Annotated in this window: 22 protein-coding genes; 14 read left to right on the top strand and 8 right to left on the bottom strand. The window is 55.4% G+C overall.

Going from position 1 to position 26217, the window contains the following annotated elements:
- Nucleotides 1-43 precede the first annotated feature (43 nt).
- Nucleotides 44-949 (bottom strand): CoB--CoM heterodisulfide reductase iron-sulfur subunit B family protein, encoded by a 906-nt coding sequence (locus HY788_16335; GenBank protein ID MBI4775712.1) that lies wholly within the window; start codon nt 947-949, stop codon nt 44-46.
- Between the two features lie 56 nt (nt 950-1005).
- Entirely contained in the window at nt 1006-2283 is a 1278-nt protein-coding gene (locus HY788_16330) for a 4Fe-4S dicluster domain-containing protein (GenBank protein MBI4775711.1), read from the bottom strand.
- 976 nt (nt 2284-3259) lie between these two features.
- Here HY788_16330 and HY788_16325 point away from each other — a divergent pair.
- Nucleotides 3260-3976 (top strand): alpha/beta fold hydrolase, encoded by a 717-nt coding sequence (locus HY788_16325; protein ID MBI4775710.1) that lies wholly within the window; start codon nt 3260-3262, stop codon nt 3974-3976.
- A 34-nt stretch (nt 3977-4010) separates the two neighbouring features.
- Here HY788_16325 and era read toward each other — a convergent pair whose 3' ends face one another.
- The 4 genes from era to HY788_16305 all read right to left on the bottom strand — a co-directional run bounded on the left by era (nt 4011) and on the right by HY788_16305 (nt 8205).
- Complete coding sequence (era, locus tag HY788_16320) at nt 4011-4910, bottom strand: GTPase Era (protein MBI4775709.1); 900 nt, start codon at nt 4908-4910, stop codon at nt 4011-4013.
- Nucleotides 4897-5916, bottom strand: coding sequence for a radical SAM protein (locus HY788_16315; GenBank protein MBI4775708.1), 1020 nt, complete (start codon nt 5914-5916; stop codon nt 4897-4899). Before HY788_16315 ends, era begins: the two co-directional genes overlap by 14 nt.
- Nucleotides 5904-7418 (bottom strand): nucleoside triphosphate pyrophosphohydrolase, encoded by a 1515-nt coding sequence (gene mazG / locus HY788_16310; GenBank protein MBI4775707.1) that lies wholly within the window; start codon nt 7416-7418, stop codon nt 5904-5906. Before mazG ends, HY788_16315 begins: the two co-directional genes overlap by 13 nt.
- 226 nt (nt 7419-7644) lie before the next feature.
- A complete protein-coding gene (locus tag HY788_16305) occupies nt 7645-8205 on the bottom strand; it encodes a CvpA family protein (GenBank protein ID MBI4775706.1) in 561 nt (186 codons plus the stop codon).
- 157 nt (nt 8206-8362) lie between these two features.
- On the opposite strand from HY788_16305, the gene HY788_16300 reads away from it, so the two are divergent.
- The 13 genes from HY788_16300 to HY788_16240 all read left to right on the top strand — a co-directional run bounded on the left by HY788_16300 (nt 8363) and on the right by HY788_16240 (nt 23057).
- Nucleotides 8363-8809 carry a YjbQ family protein gene (locus HY788_16300; protein ID MBI4775705.1) on the top strand — a complete coding sequence of 149 codons (447 nt, stop codon included), beginning with the start codon at nt 8363-8365 and terminating at the stop codon, nt 8807-8809.
- Between the two features lie 127 nt (nt 8810-8936).
- Complete coding sequence (locus tag HY788_16295) at nt 8937-9938, top strand: PhoH family protein (GenBank protein ID MBI4775704.1); 1002 nt, start codon at nt 8937-8939, stop codon at nt 9936-9938.
- Nucleotides 9901-12297, top strand: coding sequence for an HDIG domain-containing protein (locus HY788_16290; GenBank protein ID MBI4775703.1), 2397 nt, complete (start codon nt 9901-9903; stop codon nt 12295-12297). Before HY788_16295 ends, HY788_16290 begins: the two co-directional genes overlap by 38 nt.
- Complete coding sequence (gene ybeY, locus HY788_16285) at nt 12239-12658, top strand: rRNA maturation RNase YbeY (protein MBI4775702.1); 420 nt, start codon at nt 12239-12241, stop codon at nt 12656-12658. The genes HY788_16290 and ybeY overlap by 59 nt, the downstream gene beginning before the upstream one ends.
- 57 nt (nt 12659-12715) lie before the next feature.
- Nucleotides 12716-13327, top strand: a complete 612-nt coding sequence (locus HY788_16280) for an IMP cyclohydrolase (protein ID MBI4775701.1) — start codon at nt 12716-12718, stop codon at nt 13325-13327.
- On the top strand, nt 13324-14598 hold the full coding sequence (purD, locus tag HY788_16275) for a phosphoribosylamine--glycine ligase (protein ID MBI4775700.1): 1275 nt from the start codon (nt 13324-13326) through the stop codon (nt 14596-14598). The genes HY788_16280 and purD overlap by 4 nt, the downstream gene beginning before the upstream one ends.
- A gap of 8 nt (nt 14599-14606) precedes the next feature.
- Nucleotides 14607-15095 carry a 5-(carboxyamino)imidazole ribonucleotide mutase gene (gene purE / locus HY788_16270; protein MBI4775699.1) on the top strand — a complete coding sequence of 163 codons (489 nt, stop codon included), beginning with the start codon at nt 14607-14609 and terminating at the stop codon, nt 15093-15095.
- Entirely contained in the window at nt 15092-15739 is a 648-nt protein-coding gene (locus tag HY788_16265) for a threonylcarbamoyl-AMP synthase (protein ID MBI4775698.1), read from the top strand. The genes purE and HY788_16265 overlap by 4 nt, the downstream gene beginning before the upstream one ends.
- A 163-nt stretch (nt 15740-15902) precedes the next feature.
- Nucleotides 15903-17372 (top strand): menaquinone biosynthesis decarboxylase, encoded by a 1470-nt coding sequence (locus HY788_16260; GenBank protein MBI4775697.1) that lies wholly within the window; start codon nt 15903-15905, stop codon nt 17370-17372.
- A gap of 195 nt (nt 17373-17567) precedes the next feature.
- Nucleotides 17568-18347, top strand: a complete 780-nt coding sequence (gene lgt, locus HY788_16255) for a prolipoprotein diacylglyceryl transferase (protein MBI4775696.1) — start codon at nt 17568-17570, stop codon at nt 18345-18347.
- A 333-nt stretch (nt 18348-18680) separates the two neighbouring features.
- Nucleotides 18681-20153, top strand: a complete 1473-nt coding sequence (locus HY788_16250) for an L-lactate permease (protein ID MBI4775695.1) — start codon at nt 18681-18683, stop codon at nt 20151-20153.
- A gap of 70 nt (nt 20154-20223) precedes the next feature.
- Nucleotides 20224-22281, top strand: coding sequence for an acetate--CoA ligase family protein (locus tag HY788_16245; protein ID MBI4775694.1), 2058 nt, complete (start codon nt 20224-20226; stop codon nt 22279-22281).
- Nucleotides 22282-22574: 293 nt separating this feature from the next.
- Nucleotides 22575-23057: a hypothetical protein gene (locus HY788_16240; protein MBI4775693.1), complete on the top strand. Its 483-nt coding sequence runs from the start codon at nt 22575-22577 to the stop codon at nt 23055-23057.
- A 79-nt stretch (nt 23058-23136) separates the two neighbouring features.
- On the opposite strand, the gene HY788_16235 is transcribed toward HY788_16240, so the two are convergent.
- Complete coding sequence (locus HY788_16235) at nt 23137-24423, bottom strand: hypothetical protein (protein MBI4775692.1); 1287 nt, start codon at nt 24421-24423, stop codon at nt 23137-23139.
- Nucleotides 24424-24505: 82 nt separating this feature from the next.
- Nucleotides 24506-25801 (bottom strand): hypothetical protein, encoded by a 1296-nt coding sequence (locus HY788_16230; protein ID MBI4775691.1) that lies wholly within the window; start codon nt 25799-25801, stop codon nt 24506-24508.
- Nucleotides 25802-26217 lie beyond the last annotated feature (416 nt).

Below are 26217 nucleotides of genomic sequence, written 5' to 3'. Positions count from 1 at the left end.
CTAATCTTGACTTCCGGACGGGGAAACCGAGATTGCGTGTAACTTATTCAGCGGACGACGAGACGAACTCGAGTACGTTGTCCGACTTGATCTTATTCCTATCCATCCCCAAAGCCCCCGGCTCCATGCCCATGGCCAGCCCCAGAAGCTGGGGATACAGTATCGAGGGAATGGTCACCTTCGAGGCTCTGCCGGCGATATGCTCTTTCTGGACCGTGTCGAACTGGATCTGACAGTATGTACAGGCCACACAGAGTGCGTGCGCCTCCGATTTCGCGGCGTCCTCGATCTTCTTCACGCTCAGATCCAGGGATAAAGCGTCATTCTTGCCCCACAAGGGGTTGCCGCAGCACTGAAGCTTCAGCGGCCAATCGACGCTCACCGCCCCGGTGATTTCCACCAGACGATCGAACAAGGTCGGCGCCAACGGATCGTCGAACTGAACCACCTTGCTCGGCCGCAGAGCATGGCACCCGTAATGGGTGGCGATTTTGAGGCACCCGTAATGGGTGGCGATTTTGAGCCCTTCGTACGGATTCGTGATCTTCTCTTTGATGGCTTCAAGACCCACGTCGTGGAAAAGCACGGAAAGAAGATGTTTCACCTCGATCCGGCCTTCGTATTTGAGGTCTTCCTCCGCCAGGAGCTCGTTGATTTCATCGCGCAGGTTCGGGTGGTTTTCGAGCAGATATTGCGCCTTTTTCAGACTCCCGTAACAGCATTTGCACGGAGTCAGAATGCCGAGATTACGTCCCTCGGACAGGGCCAGGATCCGGGCGGAGGAAAGCACATACGAACGCTCGTGGAGATTCCTCACGGGATATCCGCAGCAGTTGAATTCAATGTCCTCCAACTCCACATCCAATTCCTTCAAAACCATCCTCATCGACGTTTCGTACTGGGGAACGAAATAGGGAATCTTACATCCCGGGAACAATGCGAATTTAATCATAAAAACCTCGATATCATAAACGGTAACCAGCGTCGTCCAGCGGAACCCCTCGACTACGCTTCCTCGTCGGTCAGGCGGGCGTAAGCCCTGTTTTTCAACTCGTACAGGACGTCGGTCACCTGAACTCCCTGAGGACAGTGTTCCTGACACATGTAGCAGGTCAGACAATCCCAAATCATCTGATTACCCAACGCTTCGTTTTCCAGGCCCAGGCCCAGCGAATGCATGATCTGGTGCGGGAGCAGGCCCAAGGTTTCCCGGGGATTTTCATAGTTGCCGACCACCGGGCAGACATTGGTGCAGGTCTGGCACTCGAAACAGGATGAAAACGTCTCGGCCTGCAGGGATACCGTCATGTCCTTCTGCAGATCCCCGGCGGCGGGCGTCACGGATGCGTTCTTGTCCCTCAACGCGCCGCCGAACCGGTCCGCAAGCACGTGGCGGGCCCAGGCCGCGTTTTCAGGATATCCTTGACGCAACAGATCCTCCCGCATGCTCAGCCACAAGTCCTGCAGATTGATGCCCACGGGACACACCGACGTGCACCGATAACAGCTGGTGCAGATGTAACTCCCCTCCTGGATCCTTCGGAGTTCCTTCCCATCCAGCGGTTTCCCCGATGCCATGGCCTTCAATGAAATCAACTTTTCCGAAGGCAGGATGGTCTCATTGGCAATCTGCCGGAACACCACCCCCACGGAGCAGTGTATACTGCACGTAGCGCAATGCGTGCACGCATCCAGCTCCATCGCCCGCCGGGTCACTACGTTGGCCCTCGCCGACGCGCCGGTATCCATGACGGCGTTGGCCAGAAGGCTTACCGGGCTGGACAACATGTGAAAGAGCTTGCTGAAGGGAAGGTAGGCCAGGCCCACGAAACAGACCAGGAAATGGAGATACCAGAGTCCCACCTGCGTACGGGCGTCCGTCAGGGTCACGGCTATGGGGCCGATGGCCTTGGACACGCCGTACGACAGGAACGCCCAGGTCGGTTTCGAATGGCACGAGGCGCAGCTGACCTCATGCACCTCTTTTCCCATCTCAAGGGCGTCCGGATCCGTGGCGGCCACGGGTTCGGGAAACACCACGCCGAAGTCTTCGGCCCAATACGCTTTCAGATGTTCCAGTTCGTCCTCATCCAGGGAGGCCCACTCCTCTACCATCTCTTGAAAGCTGGTATAGGACACGATCTTGGTCGCTTCCAGAAAAACGCCGGAGACCAGGATGATTCCCACCAAGGTCATGACGTAGACATCCATGGGCCGGGTCGTCCGCCTCATGCCGGGCACAACTATACGCCGGACGACGGCGATCGCCAGACCCAGGATCACCAGCGCGCCAAATAGATTCCTCAGGAACAGGTAAGGGTTTACGGTGGCCGAGTACCCCGTGAAGCATCAATAACAGCAAGGTAAAACCGCCGTAAATGCACATGTGCATGATCCATCGAACGACATCTTCTTTCAGCACCTTTCGCTGGAGCAGAACGTCCAGGAAGAATACCTTAATAAGCGTACCTATCTTAGCGCTGAAAACAACTTGAAACAGACCTGAAACAGCGGAAGAGATCCTCTCCCAAGCCGTAATTGCCTGAGCTTCATTCCCTATTCGGTACCGAAACCACGATGCCAGCCGGACGCAAATACCGATTCCAAAGATAACTAAAGCGACATACAAACATACAGAGAAAAGCATGAAATGTTCCCCTTGAAACTTCCGAAAAATGATACTTTGTCCATCCAGCTCCAAATCAATAAAAATAGTTTATTGTAAACCAAAGCGGTTTCTAATAGAATGCGCAACCTAAGTGATTGCGCAGGAGCGGTCGCGCCAAGGAACCGTACAAACCTGGCGGTTCGGAGAGAGATGGCAGCCTTCAAGGACCCGGGATATGCCGTCCGCACGGAAATCAAAGAAAGGAACGACCGCTCGTTCAGCTTTTCTCGGTGCGAAGGCGGAAGCCATCCCCCGCAGGGCCCATGCACGACCGTTTTAATAGCGGTGAGAGGACGGAACAGAGAACCCGGCTTTCGTCTGTGGCTTCGCCACAGGGTTCAATTCGACCTTGGTTGCTCCTTCAAGCTCGTTGGGTTTACGTCCTACATCGTGCCGATCTTCACAACCGCAGTCTGTACATAGCCTAGGCAAGGACGTCTGTCAATAGTAATGCTTTGCCTTCATCCGGAGCGTCGGATCTTCTGATTTCCATCCTGCAGAACCATACAGGAGAGGCCGTTCCTCATGCGGAAGCATGTGGGCCCGAATCGCCGAACATCATTTTTCGCTTATAAGTAAGGATAACCATTTGTGAAAGAGATTTCAATCTCGTTTCCCGGTAGTGTGGGTATGCTTTCAGCGGTCTTACACGTTCCTGAAAAACGGGAATCAGCCATTGTGATCGTGTCCCACGGTTTACTCAGCTCGAAAGACAGCGAGAAATTTGTGGAGTTGGGATGGAGACTCACAGCTTTGGACATCGCTTCGTTGCGTTTCGATTATTCGGGATGCGGCGAAAGCGCCGGTGATCTGAGTGATACTACGATCAGCGGTCGATTGAAGGACCTGGAATGCGCTCTGGATTGGGTGCGAACCCGCCGGCTTTCGGGGAAGCCTAGGATCGGACTCATGGGCAGCAGTCTGGGCGGTTTCCTGTCCCTTTTGGCGGCGGCGCGCCATTCGGACATTTGTGCAGTGGTTTCCTGGGCCGCTCCTTTTACCATCGTCGATCGACGCAAGAAACCTCCGGTCGATGAGGTCTCGATGCTCTCGCCGGCGTTTTTCGAGGATTTGAAACAGTATGACCTGTTGTCCGAGATCTCGGGATTGGAGCGTGTCATGATCGTGCATGGTGAACGTGACGAACTGGTGCCGAAGGCTCACGCTCGATCGCTCTACGAAGCACTTTCAGAGCCCAGGCGCCTGGAGATTATCGCCGGTGGGGATCATCGTCTGTCCGATCCGACCCTCCGCCGTCAGGCATACGAATTGACGGAAAAGTGGTTTCAGGATCATCTTTTGGACTGAAAACCACGGTAGACGATTTCATGAAGACGCCGGGCTAATAGCCGAAATCCTCAATTGCCCGGTCCTTCTTTCTCCAGTCACGCTGAACGCGAACCCACAGCTCCAAATAGACGTGCACTCCCAGCAAAACTTCGAGATCCTGCCTGGAAGACGAACCGATGCGTTTGAGCATTTTGCCTTCCTTGCCTATCAGAATTCCCTTTTGAGAGTCGCGTTCCACATGAATGGTGGCCTGGATCACAACCATCTTTTTGGCTTCGTTTTCCTTGAATGAATCTACGGTGACCGCCACGGCGTGGGGTATTTCCTGAGAGCACAGCCTGATGACTTTCTCCCGAATAATTTCGGCCGCCAGAAAACGTTCCGGAAGGTCGGTCACCATGTCCGGTGGGAAATAGGGAGGGCCTTCGGGAAGCAGGCGCTCGATTTCGCCCAGCAATTCATCTATGCCTGTTCCACGAAGGGCGGAAACCGTCAGGATTCGTTGAAAGCGCTGTCCGGATTTCACTCGCTCGATGGCCTCCTGGAGAGTCTCTTCCGATACGAGGTCCGCCTTGTTTGCGCACAGGACTACCGGCGCCGATGAGTCGAGTAAAAGGCTTGCAATCAGCTCCTCCGAATCCCTGTAGGCAGACGTGGAGGCGTCGAGCACCCAGAGTATGGCGTCGACTTCGGAGAGGGTGGACGTCGCCGTCGATACCATCCGCTGGTTCAGTTTCGATTGGGCGCGGTGGATACCGGGAGTATCCAAGAAGACCATTTGACCTCCATCGTAATGCCTTACACCCAGTATGCGATTTCTCGTGGTCTGAGGTTTCGAGGAAGTAATGGATATCTTCTGCCCCAAAATCCGGTTCAGTAAGGTCGACTTGCCCGCGTTGGGCGTTCCGATCAAAGCGACAAATCCCGATTTGTAGATCTCAGTCCGGTTCAAAACAGCATTCCGTTATGTCCAGTGAGGGATCTCCGACAACACTAAGTTTTCGGAGGCCCCAGTTCTTTTCTAGTGCTCGCAAGTTACTACTTCTCTGTCCCTTCAGGTTGCTCACCTGGGAAGGGTGTACGCGGAAACATCCCCCGTCGCCCGGACAGGAGCAGGCCTGAATCGCAGATTGGGCCCGGTGCAGCCATGAAGCGGCCCGGACCAGTTGTCCGAAAGCCGGGTGGTGGGGCCCAGCAAAAAGGCCGTTACTTCCGGTGAGAGACTCGCTGTCCTGAAGTCCCATTCGGATAACCCGGACGCCACCTCGTTCCAGTATATTCAATATTTCGCTACAGAGTCCAACTGCTTCCTCCAGAGACAAAGGATGGTATCTGCCCATGAGGTATTGATGAGCCAATTCGCTGTCTCGCAGAACTACCGTCGGGTAGATACGGGCTATCTGCGGACCGAGTTCCACCACCTTCTGCGCCGTGTCCAAGGCTTTCTGTCGGGTGTCACCCGGAAGCCCGAGCATGATTTGAATACCGACGTGCAGGCCGGCCGAGTGCAATAATCCAGCCGCTTCTTGAATCTGACGAGATGTATGTCCTCTTTTACTGAGTTTCAACACACTGTCGTCGAGGCTTTGGGCTCCGATCTCTATGGCGCCGACCCCCAGGTCTTTGAGGCGCTGCACGACGCGCCTGTCGAACGAGTCCGGTCTAGAGGAAATGCGGATGGTCCGGACCACTTTGGACTCTATGTACTTCATGCAGGGCGAGAGGAGATCCGCCTGGACGTCGTCGGGCAAGGAAGCGAAATTGCCTCCGTAGAACGCGATCTCAACCGGTCGGTTCTTCCGTTTAGGGGAAGAGAGAGCCGTCTCGATGATTCCGGGAATTCGATGGATCTCCAACCGTGTTCCCGTAATGGCGTGCTGGTTGCAGAATACGCATCTGTGCGGGCACCCTAAATGGGGTGTAAAAATGGGTATAATGAAAGGAGTTAGGGACGCCACCCCGCTTCAATCCTTTTCAAGGCTGTTTGAGCGGCCTGTTGAGCCGCGTCCTTTTTTGTACGGCCTTTTCCTTCCGCCAGTTTTTTGCCGTCGAGTAGTGCCTGGACCGAGAAGGTTTTGTCGTGATCAGGACCTTCTTCACCAATGAGCTCATACTGAGGGTGGATCTTAAAGAGAGCATAGGAGATTTCCTGAAGCCGACTTTTGTGGTCGGACGTCTTGGTAACCAGTTCCCCTGAGCGAATCTGTTCTCCTATGGTCCTTTCCACGATCCCTTCGGTCGCCGCCAGTCCGCCGTCCAAATAGATTGCACCCAATACGGCTTCCATGGTGTCGGCGAGAATCGAATCCTTTTGACGTCCTCCCGTGCTTTCTTCACCTTTTCCGAGCAACAAGAAATGGTCCAATCCAAGGGACCTGCTTGCGGTAGCCAATGACTGGGAGTTGACCAAAAAGGCGCGCATTTTCGACAAGTCACCCTCTTGCGCGTCCGGGAACCTGTGGAAGAGTTTGGTTGAAATCAGAAGCGACAATACGGAATCCCCCAAGAATTCAAGTCGTTCGTTACTCTGATCGAATTCTTGCGGGTGCTCGTTGGCGTACGAGTCATGACAGAGGGCCTGTCTCAACAATTCCGGGCGTCCGAAGCGATATCCCACCGACCGCTCGACCTGCGCCTGCAACTCCTGGAGCCTTTCTTCCCCGGGCTTTTCGGCGCCCTTGATTGCATTCCATACTTGATCGAGTTCGGCCGGCGACACATCCCTTGCGGCCTTGCCGGAAGACTCGATATCTTGCAGGACTGCTTTAAACCGACGGAGGAACTTGATCACCGCATACCGGAGCAGAAGCTCCGCCGGGGCTTTCATGAACCGGCAGACATTCACAAGCGTGAACAGCAGATCGCCTAATTCCTCTCGAACCGAAGGGTGGTCCATGCCATTGGACCCGATGGATTCCCTGAGCTCGCGCCATTCCTCTTCGGCTTTGTCCAGGACGCCTTGCGCATCATTCCAGTCAAACCCTGCTTTGGAAGCACGCTCTCCCACGCGTTGAGCGTACATGAGGGCCGGCATGTTTCCGGGAATGGAGTCCAGCTGGTCGGACTCTCTACCTTTATGTTCCTCCTGTTTGATGCGATGCCAATTTTGCGCCACTTCCGAAACGCTCGAGATCTTCTCGTCCCCGAAAACGTGAGGATGTCTCCGGATCATCTTTTCTGTAATGGATTCGAGGACCGTGGTGTAATCGAAATGTCCCTTTTCCTTTTCCATTTCGATTAGGAAGATAAGTTGGAAGAAAAGATCGCCCAACTCAGAGGCGGACTGCTCCGAGTCACCTCGTTCGAAGGCATCGGCCACCTCGAATGCCTCTTCCAGAAGATATGGGACCACGGACGCGGGAGTCTGTACGCGGTCCCATGGACAACCGTCTTCGCCACGAAGCGTGCGTATCAATTCGATCAGACGAGAGAAGGCCTTTTCTGTAGTCGTTGTTTCCATAATTCGTCAGTAGGGAAAAGTCGTGGAAATGTTTAGGCGGAGGGCGTAGAGATGATACGGAACAGGGGTGGAATCACGGCATGCAGGTCTTCCGGATCCACGATCGGGTGTCCGGAGCCAAACGAGAATGTACGGTGATCAACCGTAGTGCACGTCTCCTGCATGATAAAAGCTAGTCACGCCTCCTCGATAGATGCCGTTCGCTATGCGTCCAGGAATGCCCGTCCTACTCGCTGCTCTTTTTCGGAGCCCGCAACTCCTCCAACTTGCGTTCGTAGGAATCCTTGGTCTCTGTCCATTTACGATTCAATTCGTTCTGAAGCTTCTCCGGCACCAGTCTGGCAACTTGCTGATAAAAAGGCTGACCTCTTCGAGCAAGAACGGATTCGTTGACGAAAGCGGAATCCGTTGGGAACGACGTCAGCACGATCAAGCCAAACGAAACCACGAGGGCGCCTTTCGCCAGCCCCAGAGAAGCTCCCAACAATCGGTCCCCGATCCCAAGAGACGCCGAGGACAATGCCTTTCTGAACGAGAGACCAATCAGGGCCACCCCCATATAGACGACCAGGAAAATCAGTCCGAACGAGAGAAAGTCGAGGAAACTCAGAGAAACGAAATCCCTCAACATCGCCTCTAAATCGGAAAAGAAGTGTGATGCCGCGATAAAGCCCCCAATCAAGCCCACGGTTGAAAACATGTTACGCATGACTCCCTGTTGAAAACCGCGGGCGGTCAGAATAAGCAAAACGAGAACTATGATTAGGTCGAGGAGATTGAACGACATCGATTTTAAGCTCCTTGTTTGGTTTTCATAACAGGTATTACTTCGTAAGGCAACGTTTTATTTCATGTTATTTCAAAAACTTCGTTCGCCGACAAACAGGAATCTACTTGCCTCGCGGAGATAGTTGTGTTAAGGGTGATTGCAGTCGGCCCACGAAATGGTACCAAAATCTACACATTATATTCTGACCTTCGAGACCTCCTCCGGCACCGATATCCTAGACATAACGGGGGAGGTGCTGGACAGGGTCGGTGAATCGGGTTGTCGAGACGGCGTGGTTACCCTGTTTGTGCCGGGGTCTACCGGTGCGTTGACCACCATCGAGTATGAAAGAGGGGTAATCGACGACTTGAGGCGCGCGATCGAGCGAATGGCGTCTCGGGATCTGGAATACGAGCATGATCGACGATGGTCCGACGGCAACGGGTATTCTCACGTTCGGGCAGCCATGGTGGGACCGTCGTTGTCCATTCCGCTTCTATCCGGTAAGCTGACCCTTGGCACGTGGCAGCAGATTGTGTTGCTCGATTTCGATAATCGACCCCGCCAGAGAGAAGTCATCCTACAAATCATGGGAGCAGGGCAGATCCCAAAGGAACCCTGATTCGGGAGCCGTCGTCTCCGGATGCTCGCACTATGGAGACGACACGGGAATCGTCCTGCGAAGAGGAAGCCTCACACGACGAGAAACAAACTGGGCATTCGCGAAGTGGAAACATAATCGGGAGCTTATGGAAAGGCTTTTACTCAAGGATAACAATTACGCCCGGGTTCTGTTCGGCGAATACAACGCCAATCTCAAGCTATTGGAGCGCAAGCTAGGGGTCAAGATAGACGCCAGGGGGAATGAACTGATCATAACCGGCGGCGCCGATGATGTCGCCGTTGCCAACGCATCCCTCATCGAGATGTACCACCTGATCGAGGATGGATACTCTCTGCACCCGAACGACGTTGAACTCGCCGTTCGGGTTTTACGAAGCGACAAAAAGACCAGCTTGAAAGAAATCTTTCAAGAGCGGATCCCTGTTCCTTCCAAGAAGCGGGTCATAATTCCGAAGACCTGGAATCAAAAACAGTACATCGATGCAGTTCGAAGGGCCGATCTCGTATTCGGAATCGGTCCCGCGGGGACGGGGAAGACCTATCTGGCCATGGCCATGGCGGTTTCAGCACTTTCCAGAGGGGACGTAAACCGCATCGTGCTGGCCCGGCCTGCCGTGGAAGCAGGCGAAAAATTGGGATTCCTTCCCGGCGATTTATATGAAAAAGTGGACCCTTATCTGAGACCTCTGTATGACGCACTCCACGATATGATGGATTTTGATCGGGCCTCGAGATCGATTCAGAAAGGCACCATCGAAGTGGCCCCTCTAGCGTACATGCGAGGTCGAACTTTGAATGACTCTTTTGTAGTGTTGGACGAAGCGCAAAACAGCACGACTGAACAGATGAAGATGTTTCTCACCCGCCTCGGTTTTGGGTCGAAAGCCGTGGTCACGGGTGATATAACGCAAATTGATTTGCCTTCAGGCGTCACATCAGGATTGGTCGAGGCCAGAGATATTCTTTCAAATATCAAAGGCATTGAAGTTGTGTACTTCACCAGGGAGGACGTGATCCGCCACCCTTTGGTACAGGAAATCATCGAAGCATATGAAAAACTGGATCAGAGGCGATCGGAGCGCAAACGGAATGGAAAAGCGGAAGAAAAGAGACAAGATATCCTCTAGGATGAAGAAGATTCTGTTTCTTCGGGAAACGCTTGTTCACGCTTCCACCCCCAGGTGGGCCGTTCTGATCTTGCTCTGCCTTTCCATTGCGTTTTTGGTCTCGCACAAGACGCTGTCCAAAGTAAAGCTGTACGAAGTGGGAGACGTCGCGGAAAGCAATATCAAGGCGGACGTGACCTTTCTGGTTGTAGACACGGCGTCCACGGACGAACGGCGACAGCAGGCCAGAGACGACGTGCCGGCTGTGTTCGACTACGATCCCGTGATGTTCAAAAAGATCAGCACCAAGCTGCACTCCACGTTCGAAACTACCCGAAGAACGCTATCCCAGGAGAGCGATACCGACGACCCGACGGGAGAGATTCCGCAAGAGGTTCTCGATCAGAGTCTCGCTAAATGGAACCAGGATTTAGGGCTGGACTTGGACGCCGAAGCGTTCGACATCCTCAAACGGGGAAAGTTTTCAGAAGACGTTGAGAACCTCATCCTTTTCCTGATCGAACCCGTGTTCCGCCAGGGCCTGATCGCCACCAAGCGAGACATCTACGTGGACAGAGGACGCGGCGTCGTCGTCCGCAACATTGTGACGAAGGAAGAAGAACATGTACCTGATCTGGAAGGTTTTCTATCGTTACGCCAGGCGCGACAGACCATCGAGAGTCGCGCCGCCGATTTTTTGCGTCAGTACAAGTATCCTTCTTTGATGCTTGCTGTTCGCATCGCTCAGGACCTGTTAGCCCCGAACCTGATACTGAACAAGGTGGAATGGGACCGCAGAAAAGACAATGCCGCCGGAGATTTCAAGCCCGTATACTACAAGATCAAGAAGCATGAGATGATCGTCCGTGAAGGAGAGAAGCTCAACCAAAGACGAATTGATGAACTTGCCGCGTTGGCCTCGAAGCAAAAGGAAGGTCAGGCCTGGATACGGTTCTTCGGCCTGTCCCTGTTGCTGGGCATGCTTGTGTATGTGGCCAGTGAGTCCGTCGGACAGATGATGCCGAGGATTCGATTGAACAGCAAGGATCTGCTTTTTCTTGGCATTGTGACTTTCGTGGGTTTTCTTGTCGTGCTTCCTGCCGGTTACGTAGGTAGTTTTGACCCCGACCTGTTCATTTTCCCTTTGACTTCGACTCTTTACAGTACTCCACTCACTCTCGGTTCCATGTTGTCGAGCGTTTTCCTTGGCGTTCCCGTGGCCATCATGGTCTCAGTGGTCATTGCTTTTATCGCTGCGCTCGTTATTCAAAACAGCCTTCACTTTTTCGTCTATTTTCTGGTCGGCGGCTTCGTAGCCGCCATATCCGTTCAGGATTGCCGCGATCGGAGCGTGCTCCTCAAAGCCGGACTGCTGGTGGGGATGTCCAATATCTTCCTGGTTGTGGCTCTCAACATGGTCACGGACAGCCTGTTCACTCAGGCGGCGATTTACGATGTCTCGTTCGCCTTGCTCGGGGGCGTCGTGGCGGGAATTATTGTGACGGGTTTAACTCCCCTCGGGGAAATGGCGTTCGGATACACCACGAACATCAAACTTCTGGAATTGGCCAATCTCGACTCGCCCATTTTGAAACGGCTCATGATCGTGGCGCCGGGTACCTACCATCACAGCTTGATCGCCGGCACGCTGGTGGAAGCGGCGGGCAGGGCTATCGGCGCCAATTCGCTCCTATGTAAGGTAGCTGCCTACTACCACGATCTGGGCAAGATCAAGAAACCGGACTATTTTATAGAGAACCAAACCGGCAAGAACAGACACGAAAAGTTGGCCCCTTCGATGAGCGCGCTTATTTTGATTTCCCATGTGAAGGAAGGCGTGGAGTTGGCCAGGAAGAATCGATTGGGCAATGCAATTATAGACATCATCCAACAGCACCACGGCACGAACATCATTTCCTATTTCTACCAGAAAGCCAAAGAGTTGAAAGGACCCCAGGATCAGGGAAGTCTGAGTGAAGCGGATTTCAGGTACCCAGGCCCAAAGCCGCAGACCAAAGAGGCGGGGCTCGTCCTGCTGGCCGACGTGGTGGAAGCTGCATCCCACACGCTTCAAAACCCGAATCCGGCCCGCGTTCAGGGCATGGTGCAAAAAATCATCAACAAGGCGTTTTCGGACGGCCAGCTGGATCAGTGCGAATTGACCCTGAAAGATCTCCACGAGGTGGCTAAGAGTTTTAATCAGATCCTAAACGGTATCTTTCATCAACGAATCGAATACCCGGAATCTGTGGAAAAGGGTGCAGCGCAAACAAAAAACAAAGACGGTAGTATCTCTAGACAACCGGCAACGTCTGCTAGGGATCGACAAGCCGAGCCTCAAGTCCAGGATCAAGAAAATCTTAAGCGCCTTGGTCTCTGATCCGGTGGAACTGAGTGTTCTGCTGGTAGACGATCGGACGATTGCCGAACTCAACTCGCAATATCTGAATCGCCGGCGCCCTACCAATGTGCTTTCCTTTCCAATGCGTGAAGGTCCCTTTTCGGAAGATCAGCCCGAGATTCTGGGAGACGTGGTGATTTCCGTCGAGACGGCGAGCCGCGAGGCTGAAGACTCTGGGATCACGGTCGGGGAGAGGCTCGACTTTCTGCTGATCCACGGAATCCTCCATTTATTTGGATACGATCATGAGGAAGACGAGTCCGAGGCGAGAATTATGGAGGAGAAAACCGAGGAACTGATGACGCTCCTCCGGTCCGAAGCGCCGTTGCCATCCAGCTGAAAAATATGTATAGTTGCTGCCCTGTTTGCTACCATTATCGTTTGTGAGGAGAACGCAGTGTCTAAAGTTGAGCGCGCTTTGATCAGCGTGACGGATAAGACGGGAATTGTCGAGTTCGCCCGGAAACTGGGAGAACTCGGAGTGGAGATATTATCCACCGGTGGCACGGCTCGGGCTTTGAAAGAGGGGGGTGTGACCGTCAAAGAGGTTTCCGAATACACCGGATTTCCCGAGATGCTCGATGGTCGGGTGAAAACGCTCCACCCCAAAATCCATGGAGGCATTCTCTACATACGCGAAAACCGAGAGCATTTGAGGCAAGTGAAGGAGTACGGCATAGCCCCCATCGACCTGCTTGTGGTGAACCTTTATGCTTTCGAAAAGACGGTGGCGAGGGAAGGCTGCACTCTGGACGAGGCCATAGAAAACATCGACATAGGGGGGCCGACGCTACTGCGATCGTCCGCCAAGAACTTCAAATACGTCACGGTCGTGGTGGATCCCGCGGACTACGGGCGAGTCCTGAAGGAGTTGGGAGAGCGGAGTGGTTCGACCACGTTGGCCACACGCTTCTATCTGGCTCGAAAGGTGTTCAAGTTGACGAACCGGTACGACGCCGCCATTTCCCGATATCTGGAAGGGCAGACCGTGGAGGGGACAGAAGTATGAAAATTCTGGTGGTTGGGGGAGGAGGCCGGGAGCACGCCTTGGTCTGGAAGTTGAAGCAGAACCCGGATGTGGAAACGGTTGCGTGTGCGCCGGGCAACGCCGGCATCAGCGGCATCGGATGGTGCCTGGATATCGTCGCGGAAGACGTCGAAACCCTTACCAAATACGCGGAGACGACGCAGGTGGACCTCACGGTTGTGGGTCCGGAAGTGCCTCTGACCAAAGGCATTGTGGATACGTTCCAGGAAAAGGGTTTGCCCATATTCGGGCCCACGAAGGCGGCGGCGGAAATCGAAGGAAGCAAGGTCTTTTCGAAGAACTTGATGAAAAAATATGGCATTCCAACGGCGGAATTCGAAGTATTTGAAGATCAGGCCGAAGCTGAGAAGTACATCAAGAAAAGGGGAACTCCTTTAGTGGTGAAGGCCGATGGGCTGGCTGCGGGTAAAGGGGTTATCCTCTGCGATAAGGAAGCCGAGGCCCTGGAGGCCCTGGACAGGATCATGACTCAGAGGCTGTTCGGTGACGCCGGCAAGCGCGTGATCGTGGAAGACAAGCTCGAGGGTGAAGAAGCGAGCTTCCTGGTCTTTACGGATGGCGTAACGGTGCTCCCCATGCCCACTTCCCAGGATCATAAGCCTATTTACGAAGGCGACCGGGGCCCTAATACCGGGGGCATGGGCGCTTATTCTCCCGCGCCGGTCGTCAGCCCGGCCCTTGAAACCAGGATCATGAAGGAGATCATGATACCGACCATCGAAGGCATGGCCAAGGAAGGGCGCCCTTATAAGGGGGTTTTGTACGCGGGGCTTATGATCAAAGACGGCCTCCCCCAGGTGCTGGAATTCAATGCTCGCTTCGGCGATCCGGAGGCTCAACCTTTGCTCATGCGGCTTGAGAGCGACCTGATAGGTATTTTGCAAGCGGTCAACGAGGGTCGTCTCGGAGAAATGGAAGTCAAATGGAGCCACCGGCCCGCAGTGTGTGTGGTCATGACCTCGGGAGGATATCCCGGAAAATACCGGAAGGGAAACGTGATTTCGGGCCTGGAAGCCGTTTCCTCCATGAGCGATGTGCTCGTATTCCACGCCGGGACGGATTTCGACGTCCATGGTCGATATATCACCAGCTGCGGTCGTGTCCTGGGGGTAACCAGTATAGGCGACACCATTGCCGAGGCGATCGATACATGCTACGAGGCCGTCAACAAGATCTCGTGGGAAGACGCGTACTTCCGAAGGGATATCGGCCGGAAAGCCCTCGACAGGTGATTGCAGCCATGAATGGATCGGGAACGCCAATGGTCGGTATCCTTATGGGGAGCGCATCGGATCTTGATGTTATGTCTATGGCGCAAAAGGTCCTCGAGGAAATGGGAATATCGAGCGAAGTGCTGATCGCATCCGCGCACAGGTCGCCTGAAAAGGTCCGGGAATACGCTTTGACTGCCCGCGATCGGGGGATTGAGGTCATCGTGGCCGGGGCGGGCTGGGCAGCCCATCTGGCGGGAGTTCTGGCGGGCTGGACGGATGTGCCCGTAATCGCGGTTCCTATCGGCAGCTCGCCTTTTCAGGGGCTGGACGCCCTCCTGTCTTCTGTGATGATGCCCCCCGGAGTGCCGGTGGCCGTGATGGCGGTGAATGGGGCCAAGAATGCCGCTCTTTTTTCCGCTCAGATCCTGGCCGTCAAGTATCCGGGAATTCGGGAAAGGCTCGGCTCCTATCGTCGGAAACAATCCGAGGAGGCGTTTGCCAGGGTTTCGCCGTGATTCGACTCTCCATAGATCCCGATGACCTTGGACCCGATTCGCTTCATGCCGCGGTGGAAGTGTTGAGGTCGGGCGGCATTGTCGCCTATCCCACGGAGAGTTCTTACGGTCTGGGTGCGGACGTCCGAATCAAGGCTGCATGCGAACGAATCTACGAAATCAAAAGCAGGAATCCGAAAGATCCCTTACCTGTCCTTGTCCCTCGCTCCGACTACCTAGACCGTTGGGGGCAGTCGGTCTCAGACGCCGCGCGCCGTCTGGCGCGTGCGTTCTGGCCGGGCGGCCTGACCATTGTGGTTAAAGCCAAACCTGAAGTTCCGAAACACGTCTTGTCTGAAACAGGGTGCGTAGGTCTGCGCTTTCCCGGTCATCCTGTGGCCCTCACGCTGGTGAAACGCCTCGGATCTCCCATCACCGCCACCAGCGCCAACCGTTCCGGAGAGCCGGCAATAACAACAGGATCGGACATCCGAGCCGATCTCTTGGAGGGTGTCGATCTTGTTCTTGACGGCGGGACCACCCCCGGAGCCCCTGCTTCCACCGTGGTGGACGCGGTCTCGGAAACGATTGTTGTGATACGCCGGGGCCCGGTTACCCTGGAAATGATCGAGTCGGTCGTCCGGAACGGGAAAATCGCTATATGAACTCCGGGATCGGGAAGAGTTCGCAATCATGCTTGAGCGAACCGGCTTCATGAACGTGAGCACTCGGCCGCTCACACGCGGCATCGTTACCATTTATGTTTGCGACAAGGGAGATCGTTGACTTCATGTCGGCGCTTTAGTGCCGCCTTCGGAAAGACCTGCCATGGCATACAAGGATCTGAGAGAATTCATAGGGGTGTTGGAAAGTCAGGGGGAACTGGTTCGCATCAAGGAACCGATCAGCAGGGTTCTCGAGATTACGGAAGTTACGGATCGCGTTTCCAAAAAAGGTGGACCTGCCCTGCTTTTCGAGAATGTGGTGGATAGCGACTATCCCGTTCTGATCAATGCCATGGGGTCCACGCGCCGCATGAACCTCGCCTTCGAGCGACAGAGTCTGGATGCCCTCGCGGAGGAGTTGGAGTCGTTTATCGACTTGGAAAAGCCGGAAACGCTTTTAGATAAACTTCGCATGCTGCCCAAACTGAAACGTATGGGAGACGTGTTTCCGAAAAAGATCCTGAAGGCGCCTTGCCAGGAGGTGGTCGAGGAGGAGGTGAACCTTGACAGGCTGCCCGTGCTGACCTGCTGGCCGGAAGACGGGGGTCCCTTTGTCACTCTGCCTCTCGTTTTTACCAAGCATCCCCGGACCGGCCAAACCAACATGGGTATGTACCGCCTGCAGGTCTATGACCGTCAAACCACCGGCATGCACTGGCATACGCACAAAGGAGGGGCTCAACACTATCGGGTGGCGGAAGCTATGGGTGAACCCCTGCCGGTGGCGGTGGCCATCGGAACCGATCCGGTTACCACGTACGTGGCCACCGCGCCCTTGCCGGAAGATATGGACGAATTGCTGTTGGCAGGCCTGATCCGTAAGCGTCCGGTGGAGGTGGCGCCGTGCAAGACCGTGGACCTGTTGGTGCCGGCGCACGCCGAGTTTATACTTGAAGGCTACGTCAATCCCAAGGAACGCAGAAGGGAAGGTCCCTTCGGGGATCATACGGGATACTACTCGCTGGCGGATGACTATCCTATTTTTCATGTGTCCTGCGTCACGCACAAGAGAAGTCCCATCTATTCCACGACCATCGTAGGCCGGCCACCCATGGAAGACTGCTACATGGCCAAAGCCACGGAACGCATCTTTCTGCCCATTCTCAAGAAAACGCTGCCCGAAATCGTGGACCTCAATCTACCCATGGAAGGAGTATTCCACAATCTCGTATTTGTGAGTATCGACAAGCGATATCCCGGGCATGCCCAGAAGATCATGCACGCCTTTTGGGGTTTGGGACAGATGATGTTCGCCAAAATCATCGTGGTATTCGATGGATGGGTGGATGTGCAGAATCTTTCCCAGGCCCTGTGGGTCATGTGCAACTGTGTGGATCCGGAAAGGGATGTGTGTTTTGTTAAAGGGCCCGTGGATGCTCTGGACCATGCGGCCCCGTTGCCCCTTCTGGGGAGCAAGATGGGCATCGACGCTACCCGCCCCTGGCCCGAGGAAGGTCACTTGCGTCCCTGGCCTAAAGTGATCGAGATGGAGGAAACGGTGAAACGAAAGATCGATCAGATATGGGACAGACTGGGAATTCCCGGATTTGGACGAAAATCCGGACCTTCGTAGACCAGGCTCACCCGTCAGGTAAACCTTTGGAGCCGCCCGCTCGATCATTTCCTCGGATAGAGACGCATTCCAGGCGGGCGCGTTTCTTCGTTTGACGTCGTTCAGGCGCTCGCCTATGCTGAAATGACAAGGCGATTGTGGGTAGCCGCGATGCAGCGGCAGATTCCCCATCAAGGAGCCCCACCGGAAAACACCATGTTTCCCGAGATCGCTGAATTCAAAGGATTTGTTCTTCATTCCTGGGGCGTGTTTGTGGCTTTGGGATTTCTCGTGGGATTCGAGTTGTCCGTGCGAGAAGCCCGGAGAAACGGACTGGACGTCAGGCTCATTCGGAATCTCTATGCCTGGAGTATGGTGGCGGCCATTGTGGGATCACGTGGGCTTTTCGTGTTTTTGTACCCCGATTTTTTTGCGAGTCACCCTTTTGAGGTTCTCCGGATCTGGAAAGGCGGTATGGTATTTTCAGGAGGGTTGGCGGCAGCCCTGGCGGTGGGATTCATTTATATGCGACGGGTAAGATTGAATGAGTGGATGGTGGCTGACATCGTTGCCCCTGGTATTGCACTGGGGGACGCGATCGGCCGCATCGGTTGTTTGTGCGCGGGATGCTGTTACGGGAAACCCACGGAGCTTCCGTGGGCCATCGTGTTCGATCACCCCGGTTCCATGGCGCCCCAGGGAATACCGCTTCACCCTACCCAGATCTATACGTCCGTTACGTCGTTTATTACGTTCGTCGTACTGTGGGTTTTCAGCAAACAGAAGAAATGGGACGCTCAGGTGATCTGTCTTTTTTTGATCCTGCACGGCGCCGTGCGCATGGTGCTGGAAAGCTTTCGTGACGACTTCCGGGGAGAAATGTTCTACGGCCTGATGACCACCACCAGGCTGGTGACCCTTGGTCTGATGGCGGCGGGAGTACTGGTCTGGGTCCGGTTTCGGCGCAGAGCTCAGGCGAGGGACGACCTACCTTGACGATGTAGATGCCTGCCGGATATCCGGCGAGGCATGCGCGGATCGTCGCCGGATGGTTCGTTTCACCTGTCTGGAATCCGACGTTCATATACGTTTGCCTCCTTGAGGGTTCTTTGAACGCCTATCCAAAAAGATTTTGACAGCGGAACGGGATCATCTTAGTGTGCGCGAAGATTCACGAGTACGCCCTTTTTCTACCCAAACGTCTCATCCGAAAGGTATGGATCAACTGCCGGCCGGCGACTTGCACCTGTCCGGACTGAATCGGCTTGTTGCGCGTCCCGATAGATCATGTTGGTCTAAGTAGATGTGCTGAATACGGGATTATTTTTATTGAGTTGGTCACCGGTTGTGCTTCTGACGGTGCTCACCGTTTTTCTGCGACGGTCCGCCCTCGAACTTTCCGTGTACGGTCTTCTCTTCTCCTTGATTTTGGCCGTGGGCTTCTTTAACACGTCGCCGGTCGTGGCGGTCATGGCCGCCTTGGACGGGATATTGACCACGTTGCCCTTGTTGCTCGTGGTCCTGGGCGGGATTTTTTTGTCCAGCCTCTTGATGACCACGGGTTCCCTCAAGCGCATCGTGGAATGGTTCAAGGGCGGGGCAGGGGACGCCTTCGGTCGGAACGTGCTGATCACCTTTGGCGTCGGCAACTTTATGGAAGGTTCGGGCGTGATCGCGGAACCCGTGGTAGCGCCCATGCTGAACGCGGCCGGTGTGTCGCCCACCGGATCCGCGGCCCTTTCGATCATCGGCTATGCGGGGTTGATGACACTGGAATTGGGCGGCATTATTGTGACCGTGCTTGCTCTGGTCACCGGATTGCCGGTCCGAGACCTCGGGATTGCCGCTGCATGGCTTTCCATTCCGGCATCGTTACTCATGGCGCTGCTCTTACCGGTGTATCTTCCCCAGCGGGCCTGGGGCCTTGGCAGGCTCACCGTGATCATGTTCACCGGACTATTCTCGGGAGTGGTAGCGCTTGCCGCCGCGGTCTTCGTGGACGTTTCGGTTTCCGGGACGTTGGCGGGAATGGCGGTGATCTTTGGCTTCATCCTTTTCGGATCCGGCAGGCTTCGGGTGAACCAGGGTATTTTCGTGGACCTGGCGCCTTTTCTTTTTCTGTTGGTGTGCCTGCTTTCGGTGAGTTCGATTCCGTACCTGCGCCAACTGACCTTCGAGCATCTCGTGGTCAAGGTGAAGCTCATCAGCGTTCACGCCATCGCCTTCCGGCCCCTGTTTTCGGCCTATCTGTACATTTTTCTGGCGTTTTTGCTTGCCGTTCGACTGCAGCGGGTTCCGAAAGAGCAGATGAAGGCCGTGATTGGAAATGGTGCGAGGAAGGGTTGGCGCGCGTTTGTAGCCATGGGGCTGTTCGGCGCCATGGGTCAGGTGATTTCCTATACCGGCTACGCGCCCGGCTTTTCCGAGCTCGATTCCGCCCACAACATCCCTTGGATCATTTCTCATGGACTGGCGCAGTATACGGGGGAATTCTATCCGGTGTTCGTTCCTTTGTTGGGGTGGGTGGGAACATTTCTCACCGGGTACGGCGTGGCGTCGCTAATGCTCTTCGGTCAGCTTCAGGTGCAAGCCGCGTCGCTGCTGGGAGTGTCCGCCGTATGGCTTTCCGCGGCGTTGGCCGTGGGAAGTTCGGTGGGATCGATCTCCTCCCCGATCAAAGTCGCACTGGCTACACCCATGTGCGGGGCGGTTGGAAGGGAGGGCGACATCCTGCGGTGGACCATACCCTTGGGAGCGCTTGCCTCATTACTGATAGGCGTAGTGGTTTGGCTGACCGTTTGACTCGACTGCGCGAGGTAGATTCAAGACAGCATCGTTCTGCTGAAAAAGGAATACAATGTTGGAGACGACTATGTTGCATAATTTCATCGCTCCGAACAGCATCGCGGTGATCGGAGCCAGTGACGACACGCAAAAGCCCGGAGGGAAAATCGTCCAGAACATTCTGAGCAAGGGCTATACCGGGCGGCTTTTCTTGATCAACCCCAAAGCTTCAACAGTTCAGGGGAGGCCGGCGTTTCCCACGTTGCAGGACCTTCCCCAGAAACCGGATCTGGCCTTTATCGCAATCCCCGCGAGGTCGGTGGTATCCGCCCTAACTGAATTGGCGGAACTGGGCACGAAGCATGTCATCGTTCTCAGCGCGGGTTTTGGCGAAGTGGACGAGCGCGGCCGACAAGAGGAGATGCGCCTGGCGCAAATCGCCGGAGAAAACGGAATACTGCTCCTGGGTCCCAATTGCCTGGGCGTCATGTCTCCGGTCCACGCGGGCAAATTTGCGGGCCTTCTGCCGGACATGCGTCCCGGAGGGATCGACTTCATCAGCGGTTCCGGAGCTACGGTGGACTGTCTGATCGAGCAGGCGGTGAGGCGCGGACTCGAGTTCCACACGTTCGTTACAGTGGGCAACTCGGCCCAGATCGGCGTCACCGATGCGCTGGCCCTCTATGACGCGGATCACGGGCCGATGAGTTCGAAGTTTATCATGCTCTATTTGGAGAAGGTGGGCGATCCCGAGATCCTGCTGAAACATGCCCGCAGCCTGGCGGCCAAAGGCTGCATCCTCACGGGTATCAAGTCCGGAGTCACCGAAGCCGGCTCCCGGGCGGCGGCCAGTCACACCGGGGCCATGGCCACAAGCGACAAAACAGTGCAAGCCTTGCTCGACAAAGCCGGGATCATTCGCGTCCAGTCGCGATTGGAATTGGTGGACCTGGCCATAGCCCTGGTCCTGGCCAAAGGATCCTACAACGGTCGCAGAGTGTGCGTCATCACCGACGCAGGCGGTCCCGGAGTCATGGCCGCTGATGAGTTGAATCGTCAGGGGTTTGTGGTGCCTCAGCTCAAATCTCGAACCCGCGAACTTCTGGGTGAGGTATTGCCCCCCGGCGCCGGGTTGGGCAACCCTGTGGACTGTCTCCCATCGCGCACCCCGGCTCAGCTCTCGAGCGTTCTCGAGATACTGGGCAGGGAAGAGTCGGATGCATTGGACTCTATTGTACTTCTTGCCGCGAATCCGTGGGGCTCCCACAACTGGGACATATATGAGGTTATCATCAAAGCCATGGACACCATGGACATCCCGATTTTCCCTTCCTTTGTCACGGCCGTTTCCTCCGCCGCGGGCTTGGAGAGATTCCGGACGGCCGGGAAATGCTACTTCGAGGACGAGGTGTCCCTGGCGCGAGCCCTGGGCAGGATGGTAAACCGGCCCAAGCCCATGGAACCGGAATCCTGCCCGTCCGGCTACGATCCGGACGCAATCAGGAATCTCCTGGACGGCATTCGGGGTACGGTATCCGGGAGCCGGACACGGCAGGTCTTGGCCGCCGCGGGTATCCCGGTCCCGGCGCAGCGCGAACTCATCGAGCGCAAGGAGTTGGACGAGTTGGCGAGAGAGATTCCTTTCCCTTGGGTCATGAAGGTCATCGGTCCCCTGCACAAGAGTGACCTGGGTGGGATTATGACCGGTATTCGGGATCTGACCGCGGCCCACGCCGCCTGGGACCGGCTGATGAATATCGCCCAGGCTACCGGGGTTATGGTTCAACAGACGGTTTCCGGCAATGAAGTGTTATTGGGCCTGAGCCGGCAGGACGCCTTTGGTCATTTGGTGGCCTTCGGCTTGGGCGGCATATATGCCGAGGCCCTGGGCGACGTTCATTTCGCCCTGGCGCCTCTATCAAAGGAAGAGGCCCGCCGCTTGATCACTTCTATGCGGGCCCTGCGTGTGATCGAGGGAGTACGCGGTCAAGCGGGGATGGATGTAGAGGTCCTGGCGGATCTGCTGGTAAGGGTGTCTCTGCTTGCGCGTGACACCCCACGCATTCAAGAGATGGACATCAATCCGCTTAAGGGCGAGGGAGCGGCGCTTTTGGCCGTCGATGTCCGCATCATTATGCAGCCTTGATCCATAAGATGTATCCATCGAAATGCGATGACGAGCCGTTCCGAACTCCGAATCGGACTATCGTGACATTCATTGAAGCGGGGCACTTCGTCATGTCCGTCCTACGGTAGAATGGATCAAAGGACCGGTGCTATGAAGGCGTGCCTTTTGTTGTCGCTCGGATTGGATTCGCGGATGCTGAAAGGCGGAGGGAGTAGGTTAACGTGGACTCAGTCTGGATTTTGGACGGTTGATGCTTACGTTAAACACAAAGGCGCTGCCCGGCTGATCGGGTGGCGACAGGAGGTGATCTTATGAGAAGAATGAGTTACCTGCTTTTAACGTGTCTGCTGGTTCTGAACATGGGAAGTTTGGCCTACTCGGGGACAGAGGTCATGCAGGATGAATCCTGGTCCTATTCTCCTGGCGCTCTTTCGAACCAGGCCATCAGCGACGGGTCGATCGTGAGAGAGGTGTACACAGCCGTTGCCCCGTCCGATCCCGAAGCCTTCCTCAATGACTTTGCAACACGAGTTTTCAAATCCGGGGAGACGGTTAACCTTTATGCAAGGTATGCCTTCGAATCCGAGAAAACCTACACCGGCTATTGGATCGTGGTAAACGGGGGAGGGCAGATTGTATTCTTTAATTCATTCAATTCCACCAACACGGGCGGTGTGAATGCGAGGAGCACGAATGTATCGCTCGGAGCGGGAACGTACTTGCTGCATCTGGTGATTATTGGAGAGGGCGTGACCGTCATGTCGCCCAATCCGTTTGTCTTTGTGGTGGAATAGCCGTGTCAAATCGCGAACCGGAAACAGAACGAGGCCGGTGTGCCGGCCTCGTGGACACGATTTCTGCTGCGTTTAGCTCCTATCTAAGTCCTTGCTGCAGGGACCGTACCTGACGTTCGAGGGCTTCCAGGCGCGCCAGCAAATCGTCATTGGCTTGCTTCAAGTTCTTGATCTCGACGTCCATTCTTAGGTTTAAGGCATAGAGGGATGGGGCCGCCGTATGCAGGCCGACGGCCACGTTGACCGGCTTTACGTCTTCGCCCGTTGCCGTTTCCCAGGCTTTTCCCACCACCAGGAGCGCCAGATCGGGTGTCATGGCCTCGGGAGAAACGGCCATGCCCGTTCCATCGTCCAATCCTGAAGGCACAATATAATCACCCGATCGGACGGGTCCCCGAACCTTGATCGGGATCTGACCGATAAATGCTACTTTTTCATAAGACGATTCGCTTTCTTCATCCGGGGCATTCCCCAGAACCAGAGGCGCTGCGGCTACGGCCATTATTTGGTCGGCGCCGGTTGTGGCTTTTGTTATTTCGCCGCCAAACACGCCCACGATCTCACCGGCATCGATGATCTCGTCCGGATCGAGCCGGGGCAGCCATTCGGCAAAATCAAGGCCCCCGCTCACCCAGGTAATACCGCCTGCCCCGTTTCCCTCGATGCGGCCGACCACTCCCACGTCGTCATAAAACGTGATGAAGCGATTACTGACGCCCGGATCACTGCGGTTGATTTTCAGATTCATGACATCGGCGTTGGAACCGTTGTACGTGTTCTCGAAATTGACGACCGTGATGGTGCTTTGGCTGTCTTTGACATGGAGCTTTCGGCTCGGAGTCGAGTATCCGATACCCACAAAGCCTTCGTGGCTGATGACCATGTGCTCGTCGTTGGATCCACTCTTCATCGTTCTGAACACCATATCCGCGTCTTCCGAACCGCTGGTTTTGTCGCGGTAGACCACATCGATGGCGGCGAACTGATCATTGTTGCCGTTGCTGTCGTTGGACCGCCAGTCCAGCCTGCACAGGTTTCCGACCAGGATGTTGGGGCTGTCCAGATCCAACGCGGCGTGACCGGCGGTGCCCGTATATTCGAACTTGACCAGATTCCCTGCCGTGGATATGTGTAGTTTCCGGTCGTGAGGGTTGGTGGTTCCGATCGCGACCCTTCCATTGCTCAGCACTTGGAAGATCTCGCTGCTCAGCGCATCCTCCACCTGGAATGAATCACCGCCGTTCGTGCTCGGCAGCTGGATCTCGACGTTGCCCGCCAAAGCCGTCCCGACCCAAGCCGTCAGACTTCCCAGCAGAAGGGCTGCTCCGAACATAGTCGTGACCACTTTCTTTATTCTTATTCGCATGATATCCCCCTCCAATCCGCCTGTTTAAGGAAATCCACTATCCTAAAACCTTTTCGACCCGGCGTTTCGCCCGAACCCGGCGTCACTCCATCATCATCAGGATCACCGGGATGAATCCGAAACACGGGTTCGTGGTCATGGCGCTGCCACGTATCAGGATTCCGCCCTCCTCCATCTTCAGCCTGCCTATATTCTCGATGACTCCGCTGCCCATGTCCAAGGTTGCTCCGTCCTGGATGGTAATGCCCAGACATTGTAAGTCGGAGATGGCTCTGCTGAGGTCGCAGGAGGAAGAGCGGCCGAGGAAAAGACCGAATACTTGTTTGGGGATGAAGCGGCCCGCGCCGCCCAAATCGGCGGAATACGACTCCGCCCACCATACGTCTCCGTTGAAGCCGAGCGCTATGCCCATGGGACCTACGTTCGTCACGTCCAGTAACCCGAAGCTCTCGAAGCTGTACATATCGGTGTCGAAGGTGTAAATACGTGAATTTCCGAAGGCGGTCATCCAGAGTTTGCCGTCCGGGTCCGCTACCAGAAAGTGCGCATCGGAGTTCAACTGCATGGGGAACCTGCTAAAGGTCGAGGTGGCCGGGTCGAACCGGATCAGGAGGCTGGCGGTGTGATCGAGAAACCAGATGAGGCCGTCCACCATCAGGATGCCGAAAGGATTTCGTATGCCGATGTAAGGATCTCCGGTCCACAGGGTGAACGCGCCGGTTCCGGGAATCAAACGGCCCAATCCGGGTTGGGGATCGGCGGAAGGCACCTCCTTGATCGTGAACCAGACCGTTCCATTCTCAGCAAAAGCGATATCCACCGGGAGGCCGCCGTTAAAACCCCCGGGAGGCGCGAAGCGCTGCCAGGTTCCCGTTGCTGGAACGTAGCGTCCAAGAGAGGGATCGCCCCAGCAGGTGAACCATATGGAACCGTCCCGGGCGATTCGAACACCGAATGGTTCCGCCGGCGAACCGAAAGGAGGGCTGGGGATCGGGAATTCCTGAAAGCCGACGGCGCCCGATGTGCCTACTACGCGCACGAGGCGGTCGCCTATATCGTCGGTGACCCAAAGGGTGTCGTCCGAAGCCCGTTCGATGGTCTGGAAGCCGACGTCCCCCCACGCCGGCGGGGTACCAAATAGAGCCTGTGATCCACTGGTCGGGTCAAGCCTCATGATAATTCCCTCGGGCCAGCCAGCCCCGCTCACGTTGCGATAGGTCATCCATGCCTTCCCGTCCGACGTCACCGCAATATCGTAGGGCCGAAAAGGCGAGGTGTCCCATTCCCTAAGGCTTCCGGTCGTCTCCCAGGCTACTGCGGGACCGCACACGAGCCAAGACCACAGAATGCACAGAAAGAGTCCTTTGGCACGATTCATAACCCCTCCTTTCTATCATCCGTTCGTCCGGTATGGACGTACTCTTGTTTCAACTCTTATTGATTCCGCCGGTCGGTTTCATGATAGGCAAGTTTCGGGCCTTTCAAGCATGGTTGAGGCCTGCCTGTGATGTCGAAAGTCGCACCTGCGCCGGAAAGATTATGAAATGTGCGAGACCTCCGGAAACCGCAATGGATTTCTCATATCCAGTGGGGGTGAAACCTCCATTCATTATATCTTATGGGCTTTTTCTAGTCGTGACAATGCATTTCGACTTTTTTTTTCGGACTTTTGGGAGGATTGGAGCAAGGAGAGCAAAACTGTCTGTGGAAAAGGACGCGGGTCTGGAAGATGGGAGCTCTTGGGGCTGAATCCGTGACCTAATTGTGTCCTCGTGAGCCGACTCCCGCTTAACA

The sequence above is a fragment of the Deltaproteobacteria bacterium genome, assembly GCA_016208165.1.
GTDB lineage: Bacteria > Desulfobacterota > Desulfarculia > JACQYL01 > JACQYL01 > JACQYL01.
Note: the sequence above shows the minus strand (reverse complement) of the source record. Positions and strands in the feature narration are given on the sequence as shown.

Coding starts and splice junctions, on each gene's coding strand:
- mazG (MBI4775707.1), bottom strand. CDS start 7,418: ATGGAAACAACGACTACAGAAAAGGCCTTCTCTCGTCTGATCGAATTG.
- HY788_16305 (MBI4775706.1), bottom strand. CDS start 8,205: ATGTCGTTCAATCTCCTCGACCTAATCATAGTTCTCGTTTTGCTTATT.
- HY788_16300 (MBI4775705.1), top strand. CDS start 8,363: ATGGTACCAAAATCTACACATTATATTCTGACCTTCGAGACCTCCTCC.
- HY788_16295 (MBI4775704.1), top strand. CDS start 8,937: ATGGAAAGGCTTTTACTCAAGGATAACAATTACGCCCGGGTTCTGTTC.
- HY788_16290 (MBI4775703.1), top strand. CDS start 9,901: ATGGAAAAGCGGAAGAAAAGAGACAAGATATCCTCTAGGATGAAGAAG.
- purD (MBI4775700.1), top strand. CDS start 13,324: ATGAAAATTCTGGTGGTTGGGGGAGGAGGCCGGGAGCACGCCTTGGTC.
- purE (MBI4775699.1), top strand. CDS start 14,607: ATGAATGGATCGGGAACGCCAATGGTCGGTATCCTTATGGGGAGCGCA.
- HY788_16260 (MBI4775697.1), top strand. CDS start 15,903: ATGGCATACAAGGATCTGAGAGAATTCATAGGGGTGTTGGAAAGTCAG.
- lgt (MBI4775696.1), top strand. CDS start 17,568: ATGTTTCCCGAGATCGCTGAATTCAAAGGATTTGTTCTTCATTCCTGG.
- HY788_16245 (MBI4775694.1), top strand. CDS start 20,224: ATGTTGCATAATTTCATCGCTCCGAACAGCATCGCGGTGATCGGAGCC.
- HY788_16240 (MBI4775693.1), top strand. CDS start 22,575: ATGAGAAGAATGAGTTACCTGCTTTTAACGTGTCTGCTGGTTCTGAAC.
- HY788_16235 (MBI4775692.1), bottom strand. CDS start 24,423: ATGCGAATAAGAATAAAGAAAGTGGTCACGACTATGTTCGGAGCAGCC.
- HY788_16230 (MBI4775691.1), bottom strand. CDS start 25,801: ATGAATCGTGCCAAAGGACTCTTTCTGTGCATTCTGTGGTCTTGGCTC.